The sequence below is a fragment of the Jezberella sp. genome, assembly GCF_964834465.1.
Map to the genome: position 1 here is coordinate 105,267 of NZ_CBAZRM010000008.1, position 22,570 is coordinate 127,836.

General features: G+C 53.1%; 21 protein-coding genes and 2 tRNA genes. 8 read left to right on the forward strand and 15 right to left on the reverse strand.

The annotated features are described in order from the left end of the window. Nucleotides 1-172: 172 nt before the first annotated feature. A complete protein-coding gene (locus tag AC1W8Y_RS07910) occupies nt 173-1,462 on the forward strand; it encodes an MFS transporter (protein WP_482013995.1) in 1,290 nt (429 codons plus the stop codon). Here the strand turns inward: AC1W8Y_RS07910 and AC1W8Y_RS07915 are convergent. From AC1W8Y_RS07915 to AC1W8Y_RS07945, 7 genes are all read right to left on the reverse strand, one after another. Next, entirely contained in the window at nt 1,446-2,489 is a 1,044-nt protein-coding gene (locus tag AC1W8Y_RS07915) for a quinone-dependent dihydroorotate dehydrogenase (RefSeq protein WP_482013927.1), read from the reverse strand. The genes AC1W8Y_RS07910 and AC1W8Y_RS07915 overlap by 17 nt on opposite strands. Nucleotides 2,490-2,506: 17 nt before the next feature. Beyond that, nucleotides 2,507-3,247 (reverse strand): arginyltransferase, encoded by a 741-nt coding sequence (locus AC1W8Y_RS07920; protein WP_482013928.1) that lies wholly within the window; start codon nt 3,245-3,247, stop codon nt 2,507-2,509. A gap of 53 nt (nt 3,248-3,300) precedes the next feature. Next, on the reverse strand, nt 3,301-4,065 hold the full coding sequence (gene aat / locus AC1W8Y_RS07925) for a leucyl/phenylalanyl-tRNA--protein transferase (RefSeq protein WP_482013929.1): 765 nt from the start codon (nt 4,063-4,065) through the stop codon (nt 3,301-3,303). Nucleotides 4,066-4,082: 17 nt separating this feature from the next. After that, nucleotides 4,083-4,658, reverse strand: a complete 576-nt coding sequence (locus tag AC1W8Y_RS07930; RefSeq protein ID WP_482013930.1) for an NUDIX hydrolase — start codon at nt 4,656-4,658, stop codon at nt 4,083-4,085. Between the two features lie 10 nt (nt 4,659-4,668). Continuing rightward, nucleotides 4,669-5,295: a DUF2946 family protein gene (locus AC1W8Y_RS07935; protein WP_482013931.1), complete on the reverse strand. Its 627-nt coding sequence runs from the start codon at nt 5,293-5,295 to the stop codon at nt 4,669-4,671. 61 nt (nt 5,296-5,356) lie between these two features. Next, a tRNA-Cys gene (locus AC1W8Y_RS07940) sits at nt 5,357-5,430 on the reverse strand. 43 nt (nt 5,431-5,473) lie between these two features. Continuing rightward, nucleotides 5,474-5,549 (reverse strand) — tRNA-Gly (locus AC1W8Y_RS07945). Between the two features lie 198 nt (nt 5,550-5,747). Here AC1W8Y_RS07945 and murB point away from each other — a divergent pair. Further along, nucleotides 5,748-6,803, forward strand: a complete 1,056-nt coding sequence (gene murB, locus AC1W8Y_RS07950; protein ID WP_482013932.1) for a UDP-N-acetylmuramate dehydrogenase — start codon at nt 5,748-5,750, stop codon at nt 6,801-6,803. Here murB and dapB read toward each other — a convergent pair. Both dapB and AC1W8Y_RS07960 read right to left on the reverse strand, forming a co-directional pair. After that, nucleotides 6,797-7,597: a 4-hydroxy-tetrahydrodipicolinate reductase gene (gene dapB, locus AC1W8Y_RS07955; RefSeq protein ID WP_482013933.1), complete on the reverse strand. Its 801-nt coding sequence runs from the start codon at nt 7,595-7,597 to the stop codon at nt 6,797-6,799. The two genes, murB and dapB, sit on opposite strands and share 7 nt — an antisense overlap. Before the next feature lie 24 nt (nt 7,598-7,621). Next, nucleotides 7,622-8,191, reverse strand: coding sequence for an outer membrane protein assembly factor BamE (locus AC1W8Y_RS07960; protein WP_482013934.1), 570 nt, complete (start codon nt 8,189-8,191; stop codon nt 7,622-7,624). Nucleotides 8,192-8,282: 91 nt separating this feature from the next. Here AC1W8Y_RS07960 and fur point away from each other — a divergent pair, with 91 nt between their 5' ends. Further along, nucleotides 8,283-8,732, forward strand: coding sequence for a ferric iron uptake transcriptional regulator (gene fur, locus AC1W8Y_RS07965; protein ID WP_482013935.1), 450 nt, complete (start codon nt 8,283-8,285; stop codon nt 8,730-8,732). On the opposite strand, the gene recN is transcribed toward fur, so the two are convergent. Beyond that, complete coding sequence (recN, locus tag AC1W8Y_RS07970; RefSeq protein WP_482013936.1) at nt 8,729-10,372, reverse strand: DNA repair protein RecN; 1,644 nt, start codon at nt 10,370-10,372, stop codon at nt 8,729-8,731. The genes fur and recN overlap by 4 nt on opposite strands. Before the next feature lie 5 nt (nt 10,373-10,377). After that, complete coding sequence (locus tag AC1W8Y_RS07975; protein WP_482013937.1) at nt 10,378-11,277, reverse strand: NAD kinase; 900 nt, start codon at nt 11,275-11,277, stop codon at nt 10,378-10,380. A 62-nt stretch (nt 11,278-11,339) separates the two neighbouring features. Here AC1W8Y_RS07975 and hrcA point away from each other — a divergent pair, with 62 nt between their 5' ends. From hrcA to dnaJ, 5 genes are all read left to right on the forward strand, one after another. Then, nucleotides 11,340-12,356, forward strand: a complete 1,017-nt coding sequence (hrcA, locus tag AC1W8Y_RS07980) for a heat-inducible transcriptional repressor HrcA (protein ID WP_482013938.1) — start codon at nt 11,340-11,342, stop codon at nt 12,354-12,356. A 101-nt stretch (nt 12,357-12,457) separates the two neighbouring features. Then, nucleotides 12,458-13,549: a ferrochelatase gene (gene hemH / locus AC1W8Y_RS07985; RefSeq protein WP_482013939.1), complete on the forward strand. Its 1,092-nt coding sequence runs from the start codon at nt 12,458-12,460 to the stop codon at nt 13,547-13,549. A 71-nt stretch (nt 13,550-13,620) separates the two neighbouring features. Further along, on the forward strand, nt 13,621-14,196 hold the full coding sequence (gene grpE / locus AC1W8Y_RS07990) for a nucleotide exchange factor GrpE (RefSeq protein WP_482013940.1): 576 nt from the start codon (nt 13,621-13,623) through the stop codon (nt 14,194-14,196). Nucleotides 14,197-14,349: 153 nt separating this feature from the next. Continuing rightward, nucleotides 14,350-16,299: a molecular chaperone DnaK gene (gene dnaK, locus AC1W8Y_RS07995; protein ID WP_482013941.1), complete on the forward strand. Its 1,950-nt coding sequence runs from the start codon at nt 14,350-14,352 to the stop codon at nt 16,297-16,299. Between the two features lie 89 nt (nt 16,300-16,388). Next, nucleotides 16,389-17,522: a molecular chaperone DnaJ gene (gene dnaJ / locus AC1W8Y_RS08000; RefSeq protein ID WP_482013942.1), complete on the forward strand. Its 1,134-nt coding sequence runs from the start codon at nt 16,389-16,391 to the stop codon at nt 17,520-17,522. A 61-nt stretch (nt 17,523-17,583) separates the two neighbouring features. Here dnaJ and AC1W8Y_RS08005 read toward each other — a convergent pair whose 3' ends face one another. The 4 genes from AC1W8Y_RS08005 to AC1W8Y_RS08020 form a co-directional block, all read right to left on the reverse strand. Further along, the gene (locus AC1W8Y_RS08005; protein ID WP_482013943.1) at nt 17,584-17,859 is read right to left on the reverse strand and encodes a hypothetical protein; all 276 of its coding nucleotides are present in this window, start codon (nt 17,857-17,859) and stop codon (nt 17,584-17,586) included. 103 nt (nt 17,860-17,962) lie between these two features. Beyond that, nucleotides 17,963-20,716 (reverse strand): M16 family metallopeptidase, encoded by a 2,754-nt coding sequence (locus AC1W8Y_RS08010; protein ID WP_482013944.1) that lies wholly within the window; start codon nt 20,714-20,716, stop codon nt 17,963-17,965. A 65-nt stretch (nt 20,717-20,781) separates the two neighbouring features. Then, nucleotides 20,782-21,951 (reverse strand): vWA domain-containing protein, encoded by a 1,170-nt coding sequence (locus AC1W8Y_RS08015; RefSeq protein ID WP_482013945.1) that lies wholly within the window; start codon nt 21,949-21,951, stop codon nt 20,782-20,784. After that, nucleotides 21,941-22,558, reverse strand: coding sequence for a GNAT family N-acetyltransferase (locus AC1W8Y_RS08020; protein WP_482013946.1), 618 nt, complete (start codon nt 22,556-22,558; stop codon nt 21,941-21,943). The genes AC1W8Y_RS08015 and AC1W8Y_RS08020 overlap by 11 nt, the downstream gene beginning before the upstream one ends. Nucleotides 22,559-22,570 lie beyond the last annotated feature (12 nt).

Sequence of the window (22,570 nt, forward strand, 5' to 3'; positions counted from 1 at the left end):
CGAACCTAGACATGCTAAGGTGAAGCCGACTCGGGGAGAGGGAGGTGAGGCAATTTGTCCAAGGTGCCCATCTGATCCTTGGGTCAGGTAGCCACGTCGGCCGTGATGGGTTTTCAGCTTTAAAGCGAGTAATCAAATGACGATGAACGAATCAACAATCGGTCCCTATCCAATGATTGGATCGTCGAATGCGAGTATTAAGCAATCCTCAGTCCATGAGATCCCGCTTGGCGAGATCGCCGTGGGTGTGATCATTGGACGTGCGTCCGAGCATTTCGACTTCTTCGTGTATGCCATTGCCTCCGTGCTGGTTTTTCCCGCCGTATTCTTCCCTCAGCAAAGCCCTTTGGACGGCATGCTTTACAGTTTCGTCATTTTTGCCTTTGCCTTTCTGGCGAGGCCCTTTGGTACGGTTGCTTTTATGGCATTTCAACGCCGTTACGGCAGAGCCGCAAAACTCACTGCTGCTTTGTTTCTGCTGGGCACCTCAACGGCGGGCATTGCCTTTTTACCAACCTTCGATGACATTGGCGTGGCCTCAGTGATCTGCCTGAGCGTGCTGCGAGTGGGACAGGGGATTGCAACCGGAGGCGGCTGGGATGGCCTGCCCAGTTTGCTCGCCTTGAACTCACCTCCTTCAAAACGTGGTTGGTATGCGATGCAGGGCCAATTAGGTGCACCGATTGGGTTTATTTTTGCGGCCGGGTTGTTCTGGTACCTCTTAAAAGACATGTCGAGTAAAGACTTTCTTGAATGGGGTTGGCGTTATCCGTTTTACGTGGCATTTGCCATTAATGTCGTGGCGCTGTTTGCTCGCCTGAGAATCGTCTCTATGCCGTCTTACGATCACTTATTGAACGATCTTGAGCTTGCGCCAGCCCGCACCAGAGACGTGTTGAAAACCCAAAAGCACAATCTGATGATCGGCGCACTGGCTGCCCTCGCCAGTTACGCCTTGTTTCACTTGGTGACGGTATTTCCGCTTTCTTGGGTGGCCTTGTACTCGAGTCGGTCGGTCAGTGAGTTCTTATCGATTCAGATGCTAGGTGCCTGTGCAGCCTTTGTCTCAATGCTCGCCTCGGGTTTGATCGCTGACCGCTTTGGGCGCAGGATGACGTTGGGTGCGTTAGCCATATTGATTGCCTGTTTTAGCGAGCTTGCACCGTATTTGATGGGCGGTGGTGATACGTTTAAGCAAAACGCGTTTGTCTTGGTGGGGTTTGTCCTGCTTGGCTTATCTTTTGGTCAAGCAGCGGGCGCGGTGACGTCGAACTTTCCGTCCAGGTTTCGCTATACCGGCGCTGCGCTGACCGCTGATCTGGCTTGGATATTCGGTGCTGCGTTTGCCCCCTTGATCGTGCTGGGTTTGTCGGCTTACCTGGGATTATCTTATGTCAGCATTTATTTGCTGTCGGGGGCGCTGGGCACTATCGCTGCGCTGAGCGTCAATCGCTCGCGATAGCCTTGACGCATTCTGCGACCAAGGCAGGCCCTCGATAGATGAGACCAGTATAGAGCTGCACCGCCTGCGCGCCTGCTTGAAGTTTTTCGACAGCATCTTGGCCACTCAAAATGCCACCGACACCGATGATGGCGGTCTGTGACCCGAGGTGTTGCCTTAAGCGCCGAATCACATGCAGTGATTTCTGATGAAGCGGTGCGCCTGACAAGCCGCCTGTCTGGTCCGCGTTCGGCAACCCAAGCACAGCACTGCGATCGAGCGTCGTGTTGGTCGAAATGACGCCATCGATGCCAAATTTGGGCAGTAAATCTGCGACCACATCGATTTCTTCGTCACTGAGGTCTGGCGCGATTTTGACAGCGATGGGCACCCGCTTGCCGTATTGATCAGCCAGCGCTTTTCGTCTATCGGTCAGCACGGTGAGCAAATTCGTCAACTCGCTACCAGATTGCAATGAGCGCAGGTTCTTGGTGTTGGGCGATGAGATATTGACTGTGACGTAATCGGCATGAGCATAGACGGCAGTCAAACCCAGTAAATAGTCATCAGAGGCTTTGTCGATGGGCGTATCCGCGTTTTTGCCAATATTCAAGCCGAGAATTCCCCCTTGAGTACGCCACTGACTTTTTTTGACATTAGCCAAAAACGTATCAAGACCTTCGTTGTTAAAACCGAGGCGATTGATGAGCGCATTGGCTTTGATCAGTCGAAACATCCGTGGCTTGGCGTTGCCTGGCTGTGCACGCGGCGTCACCGTCCCCACCTCGATAAAACCAAAACCTAAGTTGCCCATGGCATCGATATGGGCACCGTTTTTATCTAATCCTGCTGCCAACCCGACTGGGTTTCTGAGCGATAGGCCCATGAGTGTTGTTGGCGCTAAACATTGGTCGTGTAAGAGCCCTCTGGTGAGTGAACAGTCGTAGGCCCGTTGCAAGCCGTCCAAGGTCGCCTCGTGAGCAGTTTCGGCATCAAGCGCAAAAAGCGCCGCGCGAGCAAGGGGATAGGCTTGAAAAAGTATCGACATAGTGAGCGCTTAAAAAGTCAGGTTTCGTCAAGAGCAGGCAGTGTATCTTGCCAATGTCCGTTGACGCGGTATTGGGCGGGCTGAAACGCCGCTTTATAGGCCATTTTTCGACTATGCCCAATCCAGTAGCCGAGATACAACCAAGGTAGCTCTAACGAGCGGCATTGTTGAACTTGCCACAAAATACTATAGGTACCGAGACTGCCGGCGTATTCAGGCTCATAGAACGTATAGACCGAGGATAAGCCGAATTCGAGCATATCGATGATGGACACCATCAAGAGCGTACCGTCCTCTTGGCGAAACTCGACCAACCGTGTGTTGACACGGCTGGCTAAGAGAAATTGACTGTATTGTGTGCGGCTATCCTCGTCCATGCCACCCCCGGGGTGTCTGCTGGCTTGATACCGGGTGTACAAATCAAAATGCTCGGAAGACCACGCAAGCTCAGCCACGAACGGGCGCAGGTCTTGATGTCTTTTTGATACTCGCTTTTGCGTGCGATTTGCTTCAAATCGCTTAGCATCGATACGGACTGGAATACATTGCCTGCAGTCATCACAATAAGGGCGGTAGGTGAAGAGCCCACTTCGTCTGAACCCCTCGTTCACGAGATGAGAGTAGGTATCTGTGTTGATGAGATGGCCCGGTGCCGCCACCTGAGAGCGCGCCTGCCGGTTTGGCAGATAGCTGCAATCGTAGGGGGCCGTCGCGTAAAACTGCAATGCGGCAAAGGGAAGCTCTTTCAGTCTGCTCATGGATTGGGCGGTGCCCATAAATCATGTCAAGATTGATAGTACACGCGGACGGTTTAGGCAAGCAACGTCAAAGGCTGCAGTTGACCCGTGTGATCAATCCAGCCGGGTCGCCAAAGCAAATCGGCTTGCCCAACCGTCTGCTCAAGATGCTGCAAAAAATGCGCTCGTGCGATAGGCGCAGCACCGAAGGATGCCAGATGAGCCGTCTCCATTTGACAATCGATCAGCCGCACGTTTTGACGTTTGAGAAAGTTCACCAGATGGACAAAGGCGATTTTTGAGGCGTCGGTTCGGTGCATGAACATCGACTCACCGAAGAACATCGTTCCTAGGCTAATCCCATACAGACCTCCGACGAGCTCGCCATCCATCCATGTCTCAATGCTGTGGGCTTGGCCTACCTGATGCCAAGCGCGATATGCCTGTTGTATTTGTTGAGTAATCCAAGTGCCGGGTTGACCATCCCGCAGCGTGGTCGCACAGTGAGCGATCACTTGCTCAAATTGTGTGTCAACCGTCACGACGACACCAAAGTCGCGCAAGGCTTGTTGAGTCGCGATCTGCTTCAAGCGCTTCTTTAGGCTATGCGAGATATGAAGTTTGTCGCAATCAAGCACCATTCTTGGCTCAGGAGACCACCAGAGAATCGGCTCACCCTGATTAAACCAGGGGAAAATTCCCTTTGAATAAGCTCGGCGCAAGGTTTGAACCGTGAGGTCACCCCCAGCGGCCAGTAAGCCTGCTGGCTGAATTAGGGCCGAGCGAGGGTCCGGGAAGGGAGCGCCAGGCATGAGCCAAGGTAGATCGAGTGAGCTCATCCCAACAGGTCGGTAAGCTAGCCTCGATTGGCAGCCAGCGCGTAGTGGTGAGGCCCAAATTGACCGGCTTCTCGGTCTCTCAAATAATGTTTGAGGGTTGTTGAGACCGACCGAAAAGATAAGTTATCCCACGGAATATCGTCCAAGTCGAACCAACGAGCTTCGATCGTTTCTGGGCCTGGGTCGAGTTTTGCACTCAGTGCGGTCGCCAGAAAGTAGATGTGGATTTGATCTGCTTGGGGAATATCAATGGTGGTGTAAAGATGACCTAGCTCGATGTCTGCACCAGCCTCTTCCTGCGTCTCTCGCTCGGCACCTTGACCTAAGGTTTCACTGAGCTCCATGAAGCCAGCGGGCAAGGTCCATGTGTTCGCGCGAGGTTCAATGGCCCTCAAGCACAGCAACACCTTGTCACCGAGAATGGGCATGGTGCCAACGACAACACGAGGATTCTGGTAGCTGATGGCACCGCATTTTTCACACAAATCACGTTCGCGATTGTCACCCGGCGGGATCAACCGGGTGATCGAATGCCCGCATTGGCCGCAAAAATTTTGTCGACGAGGCGCCGGGAAGAAAAAGTTAGGATCCATGTTCATAGCGCTATTTTACCGGCACGGCGGGATTTGCGATGAAATTCATGGTGATGCCAATATTTTCATGTTGAACCCACTGTAGCGGGGCAAAGGTCGCCATCGCTGAGAAGTTGACTTCGGTTGGCCGCGCGCGCAACCTGACAGCTTGCGCGGCGTTAGACTCGCCTTGCTCAATACAGTCAAGAACCGCAGTGCCTTGCTGATTGACCAAGAGATCGGCCAGCAGGAACAGATCTCGATCGTCCATGCGTGCTGGCCCCAGATCTGTATCGGCGTAGATATTGCCCAGATCGTCGGTGAGCCAGCGGGTAATTTTTTTGACGGTTAAGCCGTTGTGGGTACGAACAGAGCCGTCTTGCGGAATTAAATGCAGAATAAAAGGCGCTGCATCAAGCCGCACATAAACACGCTGCGGACCGTTTTGAAAGAAATAGCGACCGTCAGCTTCACTCGCATAGTTGCGACCGAAAAAGCTGAGCATTTGTGTGTTGCTGACACCGACGCCGGGCCCGCCTTGCTGAGCGTCACCTGAGGGATGCAGTCGCCATTCGCCTCGGCTGCTCAGGGATAGCCAACCGGCGACGGCAGGCACGTTGGGCCAACGGGCGATAGCGTCGATGACAGATTGATCCATGTCTAATCCGTTGAATCTTGAGCTGTTGTTGCCACGCAAGCGATGAGGGGCTTCGGGGGCTTGGAGGCGCAACCCGGAATCGAACCGAGCTTCACGGATTTGCAATCCGCTGCATAACCACTCTGCCATTGCGCCGGCACAAACTGAAAGGGGGAAGCATGGTGCTTCCCCCTGAATGTGGAGCGGGAGAAGAGTCTCGAACTCTCGACCTCAACCTTGGCAAGGTTGCGCTCTACCAACTGAGCTACTCCCGCATTATTACTGCCTTTTCACTACTTTCACCGCTACTTACTTACTTGTACTAACTTTCTTACAGCTACCAGCATACTGACTGTTGCAGTGCTATTTGCGCTGCTATCTGCGCTGCTATCTGCGCTGCTATCTGCGCTGCTATCTATTAAACATCTAGTAATATCAGCGAAGACTAGAATCATAGCAAATATTTCTAACTGATGTCAATCACAGATCCAACCCCTGTTCAAGATGAGCTCGATTTTCATCAAGTCGACCTGCAGCACCTTAATACACTGGGCTTGCCTTGCCAGGCGAATCGGTTGGTTGTGCTCAGTGCGTTGAGTCAATTGCCTGCGATCTCTCAGTTCGCCTCAACAGGTGCTCGCTGGCTTGTGTTGGGGGGGGCAAGCAACGTGGTGCTGCCGGCTACGCTAGATCAGCCAGTGTTAAAGGTAGCCCTAACAGGTATCAAGCTAATTGCGGATCAAGCTGACGCTTGGATCATCGACGCGGCAGCTGGTGAAAGCTGGCATGCTTTTGTCAGCCATTGCATCTCGCAGGGTTGGCCCGGCCTCGAAAATCTCGCGCTCATTCCAGGTTCTGTGGGGGCGGCGCCGGTGCAGAATATTGGAGCCTACGGGGTTGAGCTTAACAGTCGCATCGAATCCGTTTGTGCTTGGCACATTCCTGAAGCGCGGTTTGTGACGCTGACCGCACAGCAATGCGCTTTTGCTTACCGGGATAGCATGTTTAAACGCACGCCACCTGGGACTTGGGTGATCACGTCGGTTCGATTTCGCTTGCCCAAACCTTGGCAGGCGATCACTCACTACCCGGATCTTGCTCGCAGTGGCTCGTTGTCGGCATTGCCGTCAGGCACGATCACGGCAAGACAAATATTTGAGTTGGTCTGTCAGATCAGACAATCCAAGCTACCCGATCCGACAGTGTTGGGTAACGCAGGCAGTTTTTTCAAAAACCCCGTGGTGTCCGCAGCGCAGTTTGAATCGATTCGACAGGCGTATCCAGACCTCGTGGGTTATCCGCAGGATAATGGCTTGATCAAGCTCGCAGCAGCTTGGTTGATTGATCAAGCTGGCTGGAAAGGGCAGCGTAGGGGACGTGCGGGTGTGCATGAACGGCAAGCCCTCGTGATTGTCAACGAGGGAGGGGCGACAGCAGCAGACATTCTTAACCTAGCAAACGAAATTGTTGCCAGTGTGCAGGATCGCTATGGCGTGCAGCTCGAGATGGAGCCGACTGTCATTCAGTGATTCAAGCCCAGCACGGTGGGCATGTCGTAGAGCCCTTGCTGCTGACCGTTCAGAAAGCGAGCAGCGCGAAGGCTGCCTTCAGCATAACCGGCACGACTGCTGGATCGGTGGGTAATTTCGATACGCTCGCCGGCACCGCAAAAGTAGACGGTGTGATCACCGACAATGTCCCCGCCCCGTACGACTGAAAAACCAATCGTGCCGGTTTCTCTTGGGCCAGTATGACCTTCACGCGACCACGTGGCAACGTCATCCAGACTTTTGCCCCAAGCGTTGGCGACCACTTCGCCCATCTTGATGGCGGTGCCCGAAGGGGCATCGACCTTGTGCTTATGATGTGCCTCGAACACCTCAACGTCGTAGCCCGCATTTAAAATACGAGCGGCCATATCCAGCAATTTGAAAGTGGCATTGACACCAACACTCATGTTTGGGGCGAAGACGACAGCAATGGATTCTGAAGCATGCGTGATGGCCGCCTTGCCCGCTTCATCAAACCCGGTCGTCCCGATGACGATATTGACGTGATAACGCTGACAGGCCGCCAAATGGGCGAGTGTCCCCTCGGGGCGGGTGAAATCGATCAAACAATCTGCCTGCTGTAACGCATCAAGCGAACCACTGATCAGCACCCCACTTTGGCGACCTAAAAAAGCCATTGCATCCTGACCAATGGCGGGGCTGCCCGCGTGCTCTAGCGCCACAGTCAAGGTTAAGTCTTTGGCGTGAGAAATGGCCTCAATCAGCATTTGCCCCATTCGGCCGCTGGCACCCGCTATCGCAATTCGAGTCATGATTCTGGTTTTCGCTACTGTGGGTTACCGCATGGGTTGAGTACCCGTCACACCGACGTCGGTGGACGAAGCTGGGTCAGCCATACGATCCACCAAGCCCCCGTCAGCCTGCACGCCTGGGATCAGTTTATCGACGGCTTCAGGTTTGTCGCTGTCGCGTCGCACTTGCTCTGCGGCGACTTGCGCAGCGTCTTTTTGAGGTTGGTTGAGCTCTTCTTTGGCGATTTGATAAGGCTGAAGCGTTGGTTGCTCGTCGCCTTGCCATTTCTCGACTTTACCGTCGACGAAGAAAATAGTGAGCTGACGCTCTTCTATTTTGCCGCTACCGGCGCGATAGAAATAGGGGTAATCCCATCGGTTGGCATGGAACACATCCGTCAGGGCTGGCGAACCCAGTGCGAATTTGACCTGCTCTCGGCTCATCCCGGGCTGGATCATCGCAACCTGCTCTTTGGTGATCCAGTTGCCTTGTTGAACCCCAACCTTGTAGGGAAACCCGAATTTGGTCGACGAGCAACCGGCCAGGCCGATGATTAAACCGCAGCAGACCACGCCGATGCGGGCAAAAGTAGCGAATTTGGATGATATGGACACTGCACGGCCCCTGTTGGGAAGACTGTCAAAGACGGTATGATAAAGCTTTACAGAGTCTGTTGTCAGGACTGACGCAAACTAAAGGTAATTTGTGCAATTAGATAACAACGAAAGCGGTCTGAAAAACCTGGGTTTAAAGGCGACTTTCCCGCGACTTAAAATACTCGATATCTTTCGTAAATCAGGCGCAAGACACTTGAGCGCTGAGGATGTGTATCGATCGCTGATCGCTGAAAAGATCGATATCGGCTTGGCGACGGTTTACCGGGTGCTCACCCAGTTTGAACAGGCAGGGATACTGCTGAGAAGCCAGTTTGATGGTGGCAAGGCGATTTTTGAGCTCAATGATGGCGATCATCACGATCATTTAATCTGCACCAATTGCGGTGCCGTTGTCGAGTTTTCGGATGAGGCCATCGAGAAAAGGCAACATGAAGTGGCGCGTCAAAACGGTTTTACCCTCGAGAGCCATGCGATGGTGTTGTATGGCGTGTGCGGCGACTGCACGAAGCACCCCTCGCGCAACGTGTCGTTGGTCTAACCTTCAAGTAGCTCTTTCGCGTGCTCGCGGGTGGTGTCGGTGATTTTGAGCCCCCCCAGCATACGCGCGATTTCTTCGATGCGAGCCGACGGCTCGAGACGGTCAATATTCGATTTCGTGGCCTGAGCTGACTGAAGCTTGGTGACCTGATAATGATGCTGTCCGCGCGCCGCCACCTGCGGCAAATGAGTCACACAAAGCACTTGATGGCGTTGCCCTAATTCGGCCAGCAAACGACCAACCACCTCTGCGACAGCCCCTCCAATGCCCGAGTCTACTTCGTCAAAAATCAAGGTAGGTACTCGAGCTGCACGACTTGCAATCACGGATAAGGCGAGTGAAATGCGCGCGAGCTCGCCCCCAGAAGCTACTTTTGCGAGTGGCCGCGGTGTTGTCCCAGCATGGCCAGCAATCAAAAACTCGATTTGATCTTGGCCGTGGACGCTGGGGGTTGCCGGTGTCACAGCGACCTGAAAACTGGCCCCCTGCATGGCCAGCGTTTGCATGACTGCAGTGACTTCCTTGGATAATAGAGTGGCAGATTTCTTTCTGGCAGCTGACAGGACACCGGCAGCCTCAAGATAAGCTTGTTTGAGAGCAATTTCCTCTTTTTTGAGGGTGTCGATATCTGAGGAGGCGATCAGGGCTTCTCGCTTTGCCAATAGCTGTTGCAGAAGGTTGTACAAGTGTTCTGGGTCGGTTTTAAGTTTTCGTGCCGCATCAAACAGACTGCTCATGCGCGCTTCGACAATTGACAACCGAGCAGGGTCGAGTTCGACCCCTGATAAATAGATGTTTAAGTCTGAAATCGCCTGATTAACCTCATTGCTGGCCGAGGTGAGGGCATCGTGCACAGACTGCAGCGTGGCATCATGTCGTAGTAACTGGCTGAGCGTTTTAACCGCAACAGCAAGTTGATGCTGCGTTGAAGTCTCTGACTCATCAAGCAGAGCGAGCGCGCTAGACGCACCGTCAATCAAGGCTTGCCCATGGGCCAGACGGGTGTGTTCTGCAGAAATATCATCCCACTCATCCGCGACCAGCCGCAAGGATTGCAACTCGCCGATTTGCCAGTCGAGTTTCTCTTGAGTGACGGCCAGCGCACTGGCATCTTGGGTGGCAATTTCAAGCTGTTTGACGACAGTGCGCCAAGACTTCCAGGCGACGACCACCGCCTGCTTGAGCGCTTGATGCGAGCCATGAGTGTCTAATAAATCACGTTGATTATCGATGCGCAACAAACTCTGATGGGCGTGCTGACCGTGAATATCAATCAGCTGTTCGCCCATTTCTTTGAGTTGAGTGAGGTTGACTGGCGAGCCATTGATATACGCCCGGCTGCGGCCTTGCGAATCGACGACTCGTCTCAAGACGAGTTCGTCTTCTGTTTGAAGGTCGTGATCGTTTAGCCATTCGCTGATGCTGGCTGTCGGGGTAAACACGGCGCTGATTTCAGCCTTGGCTGAACCTTCGCGAAGGACACTGATATCAGCGCGTTCGCCTAGTGCAAGCGCAAGCGCATCGATCAAAATGGATTTTCCTGCACCGGTTTCACCCGAAAAAACGGTAAAGCCGCTGTCAAATTCGATGTCTGCGCGGTCGACAATGACAAAGTCACGAATATGTAAGGCTCTCAGCATGCAGCTTAATCCCTGTCGCTACTGCCGCTTGGCATGCGGTTCCAGTCGAGTTTGCGACGCAGTGTTGCAAAAAAACTGTAGCCGGCGGGGTGCAGAAATCGGATGGTATGCGGCGCTCTTTTGACTTGAATCACATCGCCCGGCAGCAGGTCAGACCACGTCTGCATATCAAAGTGCACGCTGGCACCAGCCTCGACTCGGCTCATGGTGGTCAAGGTAATGCTGAGATTGCCTCGGTCGGGGATCAAAATCGGCCGATTCGACAGCGTTTGCGGGGCAACCGGCACCAGCAAGATGGCGTTCACCTCGGGATGAATGATGGGCCCCGCGGCCGACAGTGCGTAAGCAGTTGATCCGGTGGGGGTAGCGACAATCAAACCGTCAGCTCGCTGGGTGTACATATAGGTACCGTCGACTGCGACTCGCACCTCTATCATGCCACCCCGACCCGCGCGGCTCAGCACGACATCATTCAGCGCGGTCGCAGAAAACAGTTTTTGGTCACCTCGCCAGACGCTACCTTCGAGCAACATGCGCGGTTCTGACTCGTAGTTGCCCTCAAGCAGTTGCTGCAAGACTTGCTCGGCGTCTTCCATGGGGACATCAGTGATGAATCCCAACCTGCCATGGTTAATGCCTACGACAGGGATGTCGTAGGGGGCCAAGTGCCGTGCCGCACCCAGCATGGTGCCGTCTCCCCCCATCACAATGGCAAGGTTTGCGCGGGCCCCGATTTCTTCAAACGTGGCGCTGGGGTACTCAGTGACCCCTGTGTGTTGCGCTGTCATTTGTTCGATCAACACTTCTCGACGCGCCGCAACGAGGCGGGCAGCGAAGGCACGGAGTTGGCCATGCAGGGCAGCATCCTGGTAACGGCCAATTAACGCAACGGTGGAAAAATGCATCAAACATCCATCTCAATCATTCTTGATCGATTATAGGGGCGAGGAGGTAGAATAACCACACTATGGATGATCGTTCCCGCGCATTACTGAAAGCACTGATTGAGCGTTATATCGACGACGGCCAGCCCGTCGGGTCGCGCACGCTGTCTAAGGTGTTCGATCTATCGCCAGCCACGATCAGAAACGTCATGGCGGATTTAGAAGAGCTTGGTCTGATCCATAGCCCGCATACGTCTGCCGGCAGGGTTCCCACGCCACGCGGTTATCGCTTGTTTGTCGATACGATGCTTTCGGCACAGCCCTTCGAGCTCAATGTCAACACCAATGTTCGCGATCTGTCGCCGGCGTCTGATCCGACCCGAGCGGTCAATGCCGCAGCTGATCTCTTGTCGAGTCTGACGCAATTTGCTGGGGTTGTACTCGCACCTCGGCGATCGCACGTTTTTCGCCAGATCGAGTTCATTCGGCTGTCTGAGAAGCGAATTTTGTTGATTATTGTGACCCCCGATGGGGATGTTCAAAATCGGGTGTTGCTTACGCCGCGCGACTATTCTGATATGGCCCTGATTGAGGCTGCCAATTTCTTCAATCACAACTTCGCAGGCAAATCGTTTAGTGAAGTTCGTCATACGTTGGCGAGTGATTTGGCGAAATTGCAAGAAGATATGTCTCGCTTGATGCAAGCTGCGGTCGAGGCAGGTGCGCAGGCCGCTGATGAGGGAGAGACGGTGGTCATCTCTGGTGAGCGCAAACTCATGGATGTCAACGAACTGGCCTCAGATATGGATCGGTTGCGTAAAACCTTCTCGATGTTTGAGCGTAAAACCGATTTGCTGCAATTGCTGGACGTCTCTAGCCGAGCGCAAGGGGTTCAGATTTATATTGGCGGTGATTCTCAGTTGGTGCCGACCGAAGATGTGACAGTCATTACTGCTCCCTATGATGTCGATGGTCGGATCGTCGGCACTTTAGGCGTGATTGGCCCCACCCGCATGGCCTATGAGCGGGTCATCCCGATTGTGGATATCACGGCTCGTTTGCTGTCCAACGCGCTGAGTCACCATCACCCTGATCGATAGTGGCGCTGACACATTCGCGTGTTCTGATCCAGAGCTCGTTACCGTTCGGTTGTTCAGTTCGACGTCTTACCCGCTTCGGGTCTGCTTTATAGGGTTTTACTGTGTCAGAAAATTCCACTCAACGATCTTTTGGCCGGTTTTGGGCTAAAGCAAAACAATCAGAGCGTTTTATCCCTTGGCCGAATGATTTTCATCACGGCCGGGTGGGCGTGATTCTGAGCAATCTGGGGACGCCGGATGCGCCAACAGCGCCAGCAATTAAGCGTTATTTAAAAGAATTTCTGTCAGATTCTCGAGTCATCGAGATCCCTAAGTGGCTGTGGTGGCCCATCCTCAATGGTCCGATTTTGATGGCTCGCCCTCGCAAACTGGTTCCTCGGTATGCCAGTGTCTGGATGGAAGAGGGGTCTCCGCTGATGGTTTATACCAAGCGCCAAGCCCGTTTGGTTAAAGAAAATTTAGCCAAACGCGGCCTTGATGTGCTTGTCGAGGTGGGCATGCGCTACGGCAACCCATCGTTGAACGAGGCGATGAGGCAGCTCCATCACCAGGGATGCGACCATATTTTGGTCGTTCCCATGTATCCACAATATGCATCCAGCACCACGGCGACGGTCGTTGATGAGGTTGCTCGCGTTGTCGGACGGATGCGCGATCAGCCGGCACTGCGTTTTATCAAACGCTTTCACACGGATCAGGGATTCATCTCGACCTTGGGTCAACAAATTGCCCGTTTCTGGGATCTCGAAGGTCGGCCACAAAAACTGGTGATGAGCTTTCACGGTTTGCCGCAGCAGTGCGTCGATATGGGCGACCCGTACTGCCGAGACAGCTACGAAACGGCCCGGGCGCTGGCGAATTATCTCGGTTTGTCGGATGACCAGTATCTTGTGACGTTTCAAAGCCGCTTTGGCCCGACAAAATGGCTTGAACCTTACACCGAACCCACCTTGAAGCAGCTCGCGCAACAAGGGGTGACGGACGTGGACGTGGTCTGCCCCGGCTTTTTGGCGGATTGCCTCGAAACACTGGAAGAGATTCAGGTTGAAGTCTGTGAGGCATTTATGCATGCGGGGGGCAAGCGGTTTCGTTACATCCCTGCGTTAAATGACAGCCCGGCCTGGATCGAGTCTTTTTCAGATCTGATCGAAACGCATTTGCACGGTTGGCCTATCCATTCGCAAAAAGGTTAAAAAGACGACCCTTGAAAGGCGAATAGTTGCCCCCATGTAACTATTCACCTATGGTTTTTCGGAGCAGTTCAATGACCGCGCAGCAGGATCCAACAAAAGTCACCCCTGAACCCACGTCAGACGCTCAGGCGATTGACCAGCATTCAGAGCAAACGCAAACCTCTGACGACCCGCTGGTTTCGCTCAAAGCAGAACTCGAGGCTGCGCTGGTACAAGTTGCGCAACACAAAGATCAGGTGTTGCGCGCACATGCCGAGATGGAAAATGTACGTCGCCGGTCTCAGGATGAGGTCTCCAAGGCGCGCAAATTCGGTATTGAGTCATTTGCTGAAGGTCTGGTGCCCGTCATGGATAGTCTTGAGGCAGCGTTGGCTCAGACGGATCAGTCCGCTGAAGATATGAAAACAGGCATCCAAGCCACCCTTAAACAACTGGTCTCAGCGTTTGAACGCAACCATTTGAAAGGGATCGCGCCGGCAGCTGGCGAAAAATTCGACCCACATCAGCACCAGGCGATTGCCACTATTCCCGCTGATCAGCCAGCCAATACGGTGGTGACCACGTTGCAAAAGGGATATTTGATCGCCGACCGTGTCTTGCGTCCCGCCTTGGTCACCGTATCCGGTGGCCCAGCTGCCGCAAATTAAGTAGCTCATCTGCCCGCAGCGCAGGTGAAAGTGAAGAATCGTCGGTTTTTAAACAAAAACTGATGATTTTGGGCTTGAAATTGACCAAAATCCCCCCAATTACAAAACAACAGCACTTTATTTATTCTTGATTTCTGAACAAGGTAAGTCACCATGAGCAAGATTATCGGCATTGACCTCGGCACCACCAACAGCTGCGTTGCAGTGATGGATGGCGGTCAGGTTCGTATTATTGAAAACGCAGAGGGTGCTCGTACGACGCCTTCGATTGTCGCCTACCTTGATGATGGCGAATCGCTGGTCGGTGCGCCTGCTAAGCGGCAAGCGGTGACCAATCCCGCTAATACGCTGTATGCCGTCAAACGTCTGATCGGCCGTAAATTCAGTGAAGACGCTGTGCAAAAAGACATCAATCTGATGCCTTACAAAATTGTCAAAGCAGACAATGGCGATGCTTGGGTTGAAGCACAGCACAAAAAGCTGGCTCCTTCACAGGTCTCGGCCGATATTTTGCGCAAAATGAAAAAGACGGCTGAGGATTTTCTTGGCGAAGAAGTGACTGAGGCGGTGATCACTGTCCCTGCTTACTTTAACGATAGCCAGCGTCAAGCGACCAAAGACGCTGGTCGTATCGCTGGTCTTGACGTCAAACGTATCATCAACGAACCAACGGCGGCTGCCTTGGCGTTCGGGATGGATAAGTCAGAAAAGGGCGATCGCAAGATCGCTGTGTATGACTTGGGTGGCGGTACCTTCGATATTTCGATTATCGAAATCGCCGACGTCGATGGTGAAAAGCAGTTTGAAGTGCTGTCAACCAACGGCGATACTTTCTTGGGCGGCGAAGATTTTGATCAACGCATCATCGATTACATCATCGCCGAGTTCAAAAAAGATCAGGGCGTTGATCTGTCGAAAGACGTTTTGGCTTTACAGCGTTTGAAAGAAGCCGCTGAGAAAGCAAAAATTGAGTTGTCATCCAGCCAGCAGACTGAAATCAACTTGCCCTATATCACTGCTGATGCGAGTGGTCCTAAGCACTTGAACGTCAAAATGACGCGCGCCAAGCTCGAAGCATTGGTCGAGGATCTGATTGAGCGAACCATGGCGCCTTGTCGCACCGCGGTAAAAGATTCAGGCATCAAAGTGACTGACATCGACGACGTGATTTTGGTCGGTGGTATGACACGTATGCCTAAAGTGCAAGAGAAGGTCAAAGAGTTCTTTGGTCGTGATCCCCGCAAAGACGTGAACCCGGATGAAGCAGTGGCTGCAGGTGCGGCTATTCAGGGTTCGGTGTTGTCTGGTGACCGTAAAGATGTGTTGTTGTTGGATGTCACCCCTTTGTCTCTTGGTATCGAGACCTTGGGTGGCGTGATGACCAAAATGATCACTAAGAACACAACCATCCCTACGCGTTATTCGCAGTCGTTTTCGACGGCGGATGACAACCAGCCGGCTGTCACCATTAAAGTGTTTCAAGGTGAACGCGAAATCGCTGCTGGTAATAAAACGCTCGGTGAATTCAATCTCGAAGGGATCCCGCCAGCACCACGTGGCGTGCCTCAGATCGAAGTAACTTTTGATATCGATGCCAACGGTATTGTGCACGTGTCTGCCAAAGACAAGGGCACTGGCAAAGAGAACAAAATCACCATTAAAGCCAATTCTGGTTTGACCGAAGAAGAGATTCAACGGATGGTCAAAGATGCTGAAGCCAATGCGGCCGAAGATCATCGTATGGCAGAGCTGGCACAGGCGCGTAACGCAGCGGATGGCTTAGTGCATTCAACCAAGAAGTCGTTGACTGAATATGGTGACAAGTTGTCAGCTGACGAGAAAGCCGCCATTGAAGCCTCGATGGCTGCTGTTGAAGAAGCGCTCAAAAACAATGCTGACAAAGAAACGATTGATGGCAAGGTTGAGGCGCTGTCGACAGCTTCTCAGAAATTAGGCGAAAAGATGTACGCCGATATGCAAGCTAACCAAGCAGCTGCGGGTGCTGCGGGGGCCGCTGGCACTGAAGAGCACGGTGGCGCTAAGCCTGCTGATGACAACGTCGTTGACGCTGACTTCAAAGAAGTCAAGCGCGACGGTAAGTGATCGGCTTGCGGTAAACCTCACCGCCCGGAGCCCTGAGAAGGGCTTCCGGGCGGAAGTCTTTTGAATCTTGTTTGCAAGAACCTTACATCATGGCAAAGCGCGACTACTACGAAGTTCTGGGCATAGGCAAAAATGCCAGCGAGGAAGAGATCAAAAAGGCCTATCGCAAGATGGCCATGAAGCATCATCCCGATCGTAATCCCGATAGCAAGGATGCTGAGTCCAAGTTCAAAGAAGCCAAAGAGGCCTACGAAATGCTGTCCGATGACAGTAAACGGGCCGCTTATGACCGATACGGGCATGCTGGTGTCGACCCTAATGCTGCTGGGATGGGGGCAGGGGGCGGTGCTGGTGCAGCCGGTTTCGGTGACGCGTTTGGTGATATTTTTGGTGAAATTTTCGGTGGCGGTGGGCCACGGCGCGGTGGTGGACCCCAGGTCTATAGAGGTAGCGATTTGCGATTCTCTATGGATATCACGCTTGAACAAGCGGCGGCCGGTTTTGAGACGGATGTACGTGTCCCCAGCTGGGAAAATTGCGAAGTTTGCAAAGGCACAGGTGCTAAACCTGGTACCTCGCCGATTGCCTGCCGGACATGCGGCGGGGCTGGTGCCGTGCGTATGCAACAAGGGTTTTTCAGCGTTCAGCAAACTTGTCCAAAATGTCACGGCGCGGGTAAAGAAATCTCTGATCCTTGCGTCAGCTGTGATGGGGTTGGTCGTACTCGCAAAAATAAAACGTTACAGGTCAAGATCCCTGCCGGTATCGATGATGGGATGCAAATCCGCGTGTCAGGCAATGGTGAGCCTGGTATTAATGGCGGCCCGCCAGGCGACTTGTTTGTTGAGATTCACTTGAAAGAACATAAGATCTTTCAACGTGAAAACGACGATTTGATTTGCGAAGTCACGATTCCGTTCACCTTGGCTGCATTAGGTGGTACCACCAACGTACCCACGCTGACAGGGCAAGTCGATATGACAATCCCTGAAGGCACGCAATCCGGCAAACGATTCCGTCTCCGAGCTAAAGGGATTAAAGGTGTTCGCTCTGCGTATCCAGGCGACTTGCATTGCCACATCGTGGTCGAAACGCCCGTCAAACTGACTGAAGATCAAAAGGATTTGCTACGTAAATTCGAAGCGTCTTTGACTGAAGGCGGGGCACGACATTCGCCAGAAAGCAAATCCTGGACGGATCGAGTGAAAGCCTTTTTCTCTTAAGCAAAAAGCTCAAAGGGTCGGTTGATACCGACCCTTTGAGTTTGCCGCAATCACCAAGACGTCAGTTTTTCTGACCCATCGGTGGCTGACCGCCAGGGTGAGGCATTGGCGGGGGATTCTTATCGTGGCAAGCCTTGAGATCGTCATCACTGTTTGCTTGAGTGACGCACTGAGTCATTTTCTGAAGATGGTCAAGAAGATGTGCTTTCTTGACGGCAAAAGGTGGTGGGTTTGCCTTGTCGACAGGTGCACTGCCCGGTGCCGCAGGTTGAGCGAGCGCGGCGAGCGAAAGCGAGGCAATGAAGCCAGCAAGCAATGCTTTGGTTTTGATCTTCAATGAAAGACTCCAAGCGGTTGAAAGTTAAAAATACCCGAGGCATCGCAGGGATGCAAATGCCTTGAGTATGAGATGTTCAAGCGCGGGGAAAGTTCCTGGTCAATTACTTCTTGAAGTCACCTGCGGCAACGCTACTAAACGCCTCAGGCTTGAGGTATTTACGAACGGCTGCATTGACCTGCTCAGTCGTCAGTGCCGCGACTTTTTGATCGAGTTCTGCTGAACGTTTGAAACTGCGGCCAGTCTCCAAGTAATCCAACCAAGTTGACGCGAGTGTGCCATCTTGAGCCCGAGCCAGTTTGCGGTAGTTCAGCAGCGCCTTGACACCATCCTTGACTTCGTCGTCGCTAAAGCCATCTTTGACTAATTTCACGAGTTCTTCTTGAATCGCAGCCTCTACCTTGTTGCGATTTTGCGGTGCAAAGATCGCATAGACGGACCAAGACCCTGCAGGCTCGAATGACGATGCGGTTAGCGATGAACGCACGTTATAAGACAGCCCCTCTTTTTCACGCACGCGCAACCAGAGCCGTGAAGTCTCTGAGGTACCCAGCATGAAGTTCACCAGAGACAAGGCGGGATAATCCTCATTGGTATCTTGCAACGCCAGTGGCATTTTTGCTAAATAAAAGGCATTGGCTTTGTCTGGTGTGAGTGCTTCCATGTGCTCTACGGCGACGTCGTGGTAGGGCGTCGGGATTCGAACATAAGGCGCTGCTTTTTTCCAACCTGTTAGCGCTTTGGTCAACGTTGCCTCGAAGGTTTTTGGATCAAAATCCCCCACTGCTGAGACGGCAATATCCCCCGCGCCATAAAACTTTTGATGAAAATTCACCAAGGCCTCGCGCTTTAAACCCTCGACTGCGGCAAGCGACTCCTCGAATGAGGGTGTGTACCGCACGTCATCTTTTGCATAGGGATTATCATGGCGCGACAACAGGCGACCAGCGATGGACGTTGGCTCAGTCATGGCACTTTTAAGACTTGTAATCGTCGACCGTTGATATTCATCGACTTGATCTTGTGCAAAATTCGCTGTGTTGACCACGTCTAGCATTAAGGCGGTCAAAGCATCGATATTTGACCGAGTCGTCGATAGCGTGATCGTGACATGACCAGCCCCTCCGGCAACAGAAACTTCACCCTGCAAGGCGTCGATTTTGTCGCTGATTTCTTGACGAGTCATCTTGGCGGTGCCGCGGGTTAACAGATCTGCGGTCGCCAGAGACGCCAGTCTTTGTCCCTTGAGCGCATCGAGTGTCCCGAATTTGATGGCGATAGCAGCTTTGACACGTTCTCCCCGGGTTTGTTTAGCGAGCAGTGCCAGTTTGACATTGCCGTTGGCAAGCTTCAGCGTTTTACGTTCGGTTCGAGCATCGATATTGGCAGGGTCGGGATCGAACGCCTCGGCTTGCTTGACGTTAGCGTCACCTTTGTAATCCTTGAGTTCAGCGGTGAGATCAGGGATGGCAACGCTCGGCGCACGTACCGGTTTGACGGTGGGGATATATGTCCCTTCTGTCCGATTGGAGGTGATCAAGTAGGTCGTCGCGACCCGTTGAAGGTCTGCGAGTTTGGTGTCCCGCACGTGATCGCGCTCAACGAACATCAGACGCCAATCACCCACCGCAATCGCCTCAGACAGGCCAACACCGATTTTTTGGGGATCGCTGAAGGTTTTGTTCCAGCTGGTGAGCCACTGACTGCGGGCGCGGTCGAGTTCAACTTGCGTAAAGGCCTGTTTGTCGATCGACTCAATGGTATGGGTCAGCGTTTGCAGGGACTTTTTGGTATCCATGCCAGGCTGCAAGGTCGCACCGAACATCACGATGCCAGGGGCATAGCTGTCCATGGTGAAACCAAGGACGCTGGCGGCCTGCTTAGTGGGCACCATGGTCTTATAGAGCCGGCCCGAAGGGGTGTCACTGATAATCATGCTGGCTAGATCCAGTGCGGCGAAATCTTTGGTACTTGCAGGCGGTACGTGATAGAGCGCTGCCACCAGCGGTGAACCACCTGCACGACGCAAGGTCACGCTGCGCTCACCATCCTGAATGGGTTCGACGGTGTATTCAGCGGGCAGTTTGCGGCTGGGCTTGGGGATCGGACTGAAGGTTTTGGCAATGTCCTCGAGGGTTGTCTGGGGGTCGAACTTGCCTGAGACAATCAAGACAGCGTTGTCTGGTTGATAATACTGGCGATAAAACGCCTGCAAGTGCGCAATATCAACCAGTTCGACGTCTGAGCGAGCCCCAATCGTTGCCTTGCCGTAGTTGTGCCATTGATAAGCTACCCCGAGCATCTTTTGCCAAAGCGTCTGAAAGGCGTTGTTTTCACCACTTTCCATTTCGTTTCTGACCACCGTCATCTCGGTGTCGAGATCTTCGCGGGCGACTTTTGAATTCACCATGGCGTCTGCTTGCCAGCCGAGATACCAAGATAACGTTTCTGGGTTTGCCGCAAAGCTAGCGAAATAATTGGTTCTATCGGTCGAGGTTGAACCGTTGGCTTGCAATCCTCTCTTTGAAAATTCGCCCAAAGCGTTGGGATGAGTCGGCGTGCCCTTGAACAGCATGTGTTCAAGCAAATGAGCCATACCAGTTTCGCCGTAGTTTTCGTGGCGCGAGCCAACCAGATAGGTCATGTTGACGGTGGTGGATGGCTTTGACTCGTCGGGTGCGAGCAACACTCGCAAGCCATTGCTATCGAGGCGATATTCAGTGATACCTTCGACTGAGGTGATCTCTGTGATCCCAGCAGGCATCGTGGCGGCCACGCTTGACGCGGCGTGTAGGGCAACAGAGGTCAACGATATACCAAGAAAAGCGCGTTGCATGGCGCCAGTGAATAAACGCATGGGGATTTTCCTAGGGATTTAATTCGGATCAACACGATCCTTTGAGTGCGCCGGCGACGTTTGGTTCACTTTGATAGTAGTCTCATCGCTTGCTCAATGCCTGATACCGTGACAGGAAACATTTTGTCCTGCACCATGTTGCGGATCAATGAGATCGATTGCCGATATTGCCAAGACGCCTGTGGCTCGGGATTGAGCCAGACTGATTTTGGCCAGGTACTGACAATGCGCTGCAGCCAATCTGCCCCTGACTCTTTGTTGTAATGCTCAACTGAACCACCGGGTTGAAGGATTTCGTAGGGGCTCATGGTGGCGTCTCCCACAAAAATCAGGCGCCAGTCAGCATTGAATTTACGGATGACATCCCAGGTTTCAAAGCGCTCCATTTGGCGACGGCGGTTTGACTTCCAGAGATGCTCATAGGGGCAGTTGTGAAAATAGTAAACCTCGAGATTGCGAAACTCGCTGCTCGCGGCTGAAAAAAGTTCTTCGACACGACCAATATGGTCATCCATACTGCCGCCGACATCGAGCAACATCAGCACTTTGACGTTGTTATGACGCTCGGGAATCATTTTGATGTCAAGAAAGCCGGCATTTCGCGCGGTGCTGGTAATCGTGTCATCGAGATCCAGCTCAAAATCAGCCCCTTGGCGCGCAAAACGTCTCAATCGGCGCAGGGCCACTTTGAAGTTGCGAGTACCAAGTTCAAGCGTATCGTCATAGTCACGAAATTGCCGCTCGTCCCATACTTTGACGGCGGTTCGGTTACCCGCTGACTTACCGCCCACGCGGACCCCTTCAGGGTGAAACCCGCCGTTGCCGAACGGCGAAGTGCCGCCCGTGCCAATCCAGCGGCTTCCCCCTTCATGTCGACCTTTTTGTTCGTCGAGCCGCTCTTTGAACATCTCCATGAGCTTGTCCCAACCGTGTTTCTCAAGCTCAGCCTTTTGCTCTGGCGTTAATTTCTTTTCGATTTCTTTGATCAACCAATCCAAAGGGATCTTTTTCCCCGGTAGTTTGGCTTCGATCCCGCGGTAATAGAGTGCAAACGCCTTGTCGAAACGATCAAACAAGGTCTCATCTTTGACGAGGGTGGTACGCGCTAAAAAATAAAAATCTTCGAGGGTGGGCGACATCAATGGATGCGTCAATGCCTCAAGTAAGGTCAAATATTCTTTGACCGAAACTTTGAGTTTCTGGGTGCGCAGATGGTAGAAGAAATCAACTAGCATGGCGTTTGAGCTGATAGTGAAGATGGGCACGTACTTCGGGCCATTCGCCTGCGGCGACGCTGTACATATGCGTGTCGCGGACGGTTCCGTCTCGACGCAGTGCATGATGGCGGATCACACCGTCGAGCTTGGCACCCAATCTTTCAATCGCGCGCCGCGAAGCAAAGTTGTAGTTGTCGGTTCGCCAGCCCACAACGGCAGCCCCCAGCGTATCAAAAGCATGTTCTAACAGCATCAATTTGCAGACCGTATTCACGTGCGTGCGCTGATAACTTTTCGCATACCAGGTGTAGCCGATCTCGAGACGCCCAACCGCTGGGATGATGTCGTGATAGCTGGTGCTACCCATGACTTTGCCAGTGCCTTCATCGATCACTGCGAAGGGCACCCGGTTGCCGGCGGATAAGCCGTCGTTCGCGGTTTTGATGTAAGCCGCAGTGTCTTGCGGCTCAGGAACAGAGGTGACTCGTAGCGTCCATAGTTCGCCATCTGCGGCCGCTTGCTTGAGACCACTTTCATGAGCAGGCGTCAGCGGTTCAAGCCTGATGCCGCTCGCGGTTAAGGTGACTGGGGCTGGGCTAACTCTGAATCCTGAACCATTACTCATGTAAACGGGTCT

Bases quoted from the DNA above. Each gene is read 5' to 3' on its own strand.
- murB (WP_482013932.1), top strand. From the start codon at position 5,748: ATGTCAATCACAGATCCAACCCCTGTTCAAGATGAGCTCGATTTTCAT.
- AC1W8Y_RS08020 (WP_482013946.1), bottom strand. From the start codon at position 22,558: ATGAGTAATGGTTCAGGATTCAGAGTTAGCCCAGCCCCAGTCACCTTA.
- dnaJ (WP_482013942.1), top strand. From the start codon at position 16,389: ATGGCAAAGCGCGACTACTACGAAGTTCTGGGCATAGGCAAAAATGCC.
- dapB (WP_482013933.1), bottom strand. From the start codon at position 7,597: ATGACTCGAATTGCGATAGCGGGTGCCAGCGGCCGAATGGGGCAAATG.
- AC1W8Y_RS08010 (WP_482013944.1), bottom strand. From the start codon at position 20,716: ATGCGTTTATTCACTGGCGCCATGCAACGCGCTTTTCTTGGTATATCG.
- grpE (WP_482013940.1), top strand. From the start codon at position 13,621: ATGACCGCGCAGCAGGATCCAACAAAAGTCACCCCTGAACCCACGTCA.
- hrcA (WP_482013938.1), top strand. From the start codon at position 11,340: ATGGATGATCGTTCCCGCGCATTACTGAAAGCACTGATTGAGCGTTAT.
- AC1W8Y_RS07935 (WP_482013931.1), bottom strand. From the start codon at position 5,295: ATGGATCAATCTGTCATCGACGCTATCGCCCGTTGGCCCAACGTGCCT.
- AC1W8Y_RS07975 (WP_482013937.1), bottom strand. From the start codon at position 11,277: ATGCATTTTTCCACCGTTGCGTTAATTGGCCGTTACCAGGATGCTGCC.
- aat (WP_482013929.1), bottom strand. From the start codon at position 4,065: ATGAGCTCACTCGATCTACCTTGGCTCATGCCTGGCGCTCCCTTCCCG.
- dnaK (WP_482013941.1), top strand. From the start codon at position 14,350: ATGAGCAAGATTATCGGCATTGACCTCGGCACCACCAACAGCTGCGTT.
- AC1W8Y_RS07910 (WP_482013995.1), top strand. From the start codon at position 173: ATGATTGGATCGTCGAATGCGAGTATTAAGCAATCCTCAGTCCATGAG.
- AC1W8Y_RS07920 (WP_482013928.1), bottom strand. From the start codon at position 3,247: ATGAGCAGACTGAAAGAGCTTCCCTTTGCCGCATTGCAGTTTTACGCG.
- recN (WP_482013936.1), bottom strand. From the start codon at position 10,372: ATGCTGAGAGCCTTACATATTCGTGACTTTGTCATTGTCGACCGCGCA.
- AC1W8Y_RS08015 (WP_482013945.1), bottom strand. From the start codon at position 21,951: ATGCTAGTTGATTTCTTCTACCATCTGCGCACCCAGAAACTCAAAGTT.
- AC1W8Y_RS07930 (WP_482013930.1), bottom strand. From the start codon at position 4,658: ATGGATCCTAACTTTTTCTTCCCGGCGCCTCGTCGACAAAATTTTTGC.
- AC1W8Y_RS07915 (WP_482013927.1), bottom strand. From the start codon at position 2,489: ATGTCGATACTTTTTCAAGCCTATCCCCTTGCTCGCGCGGCGCTTTTT.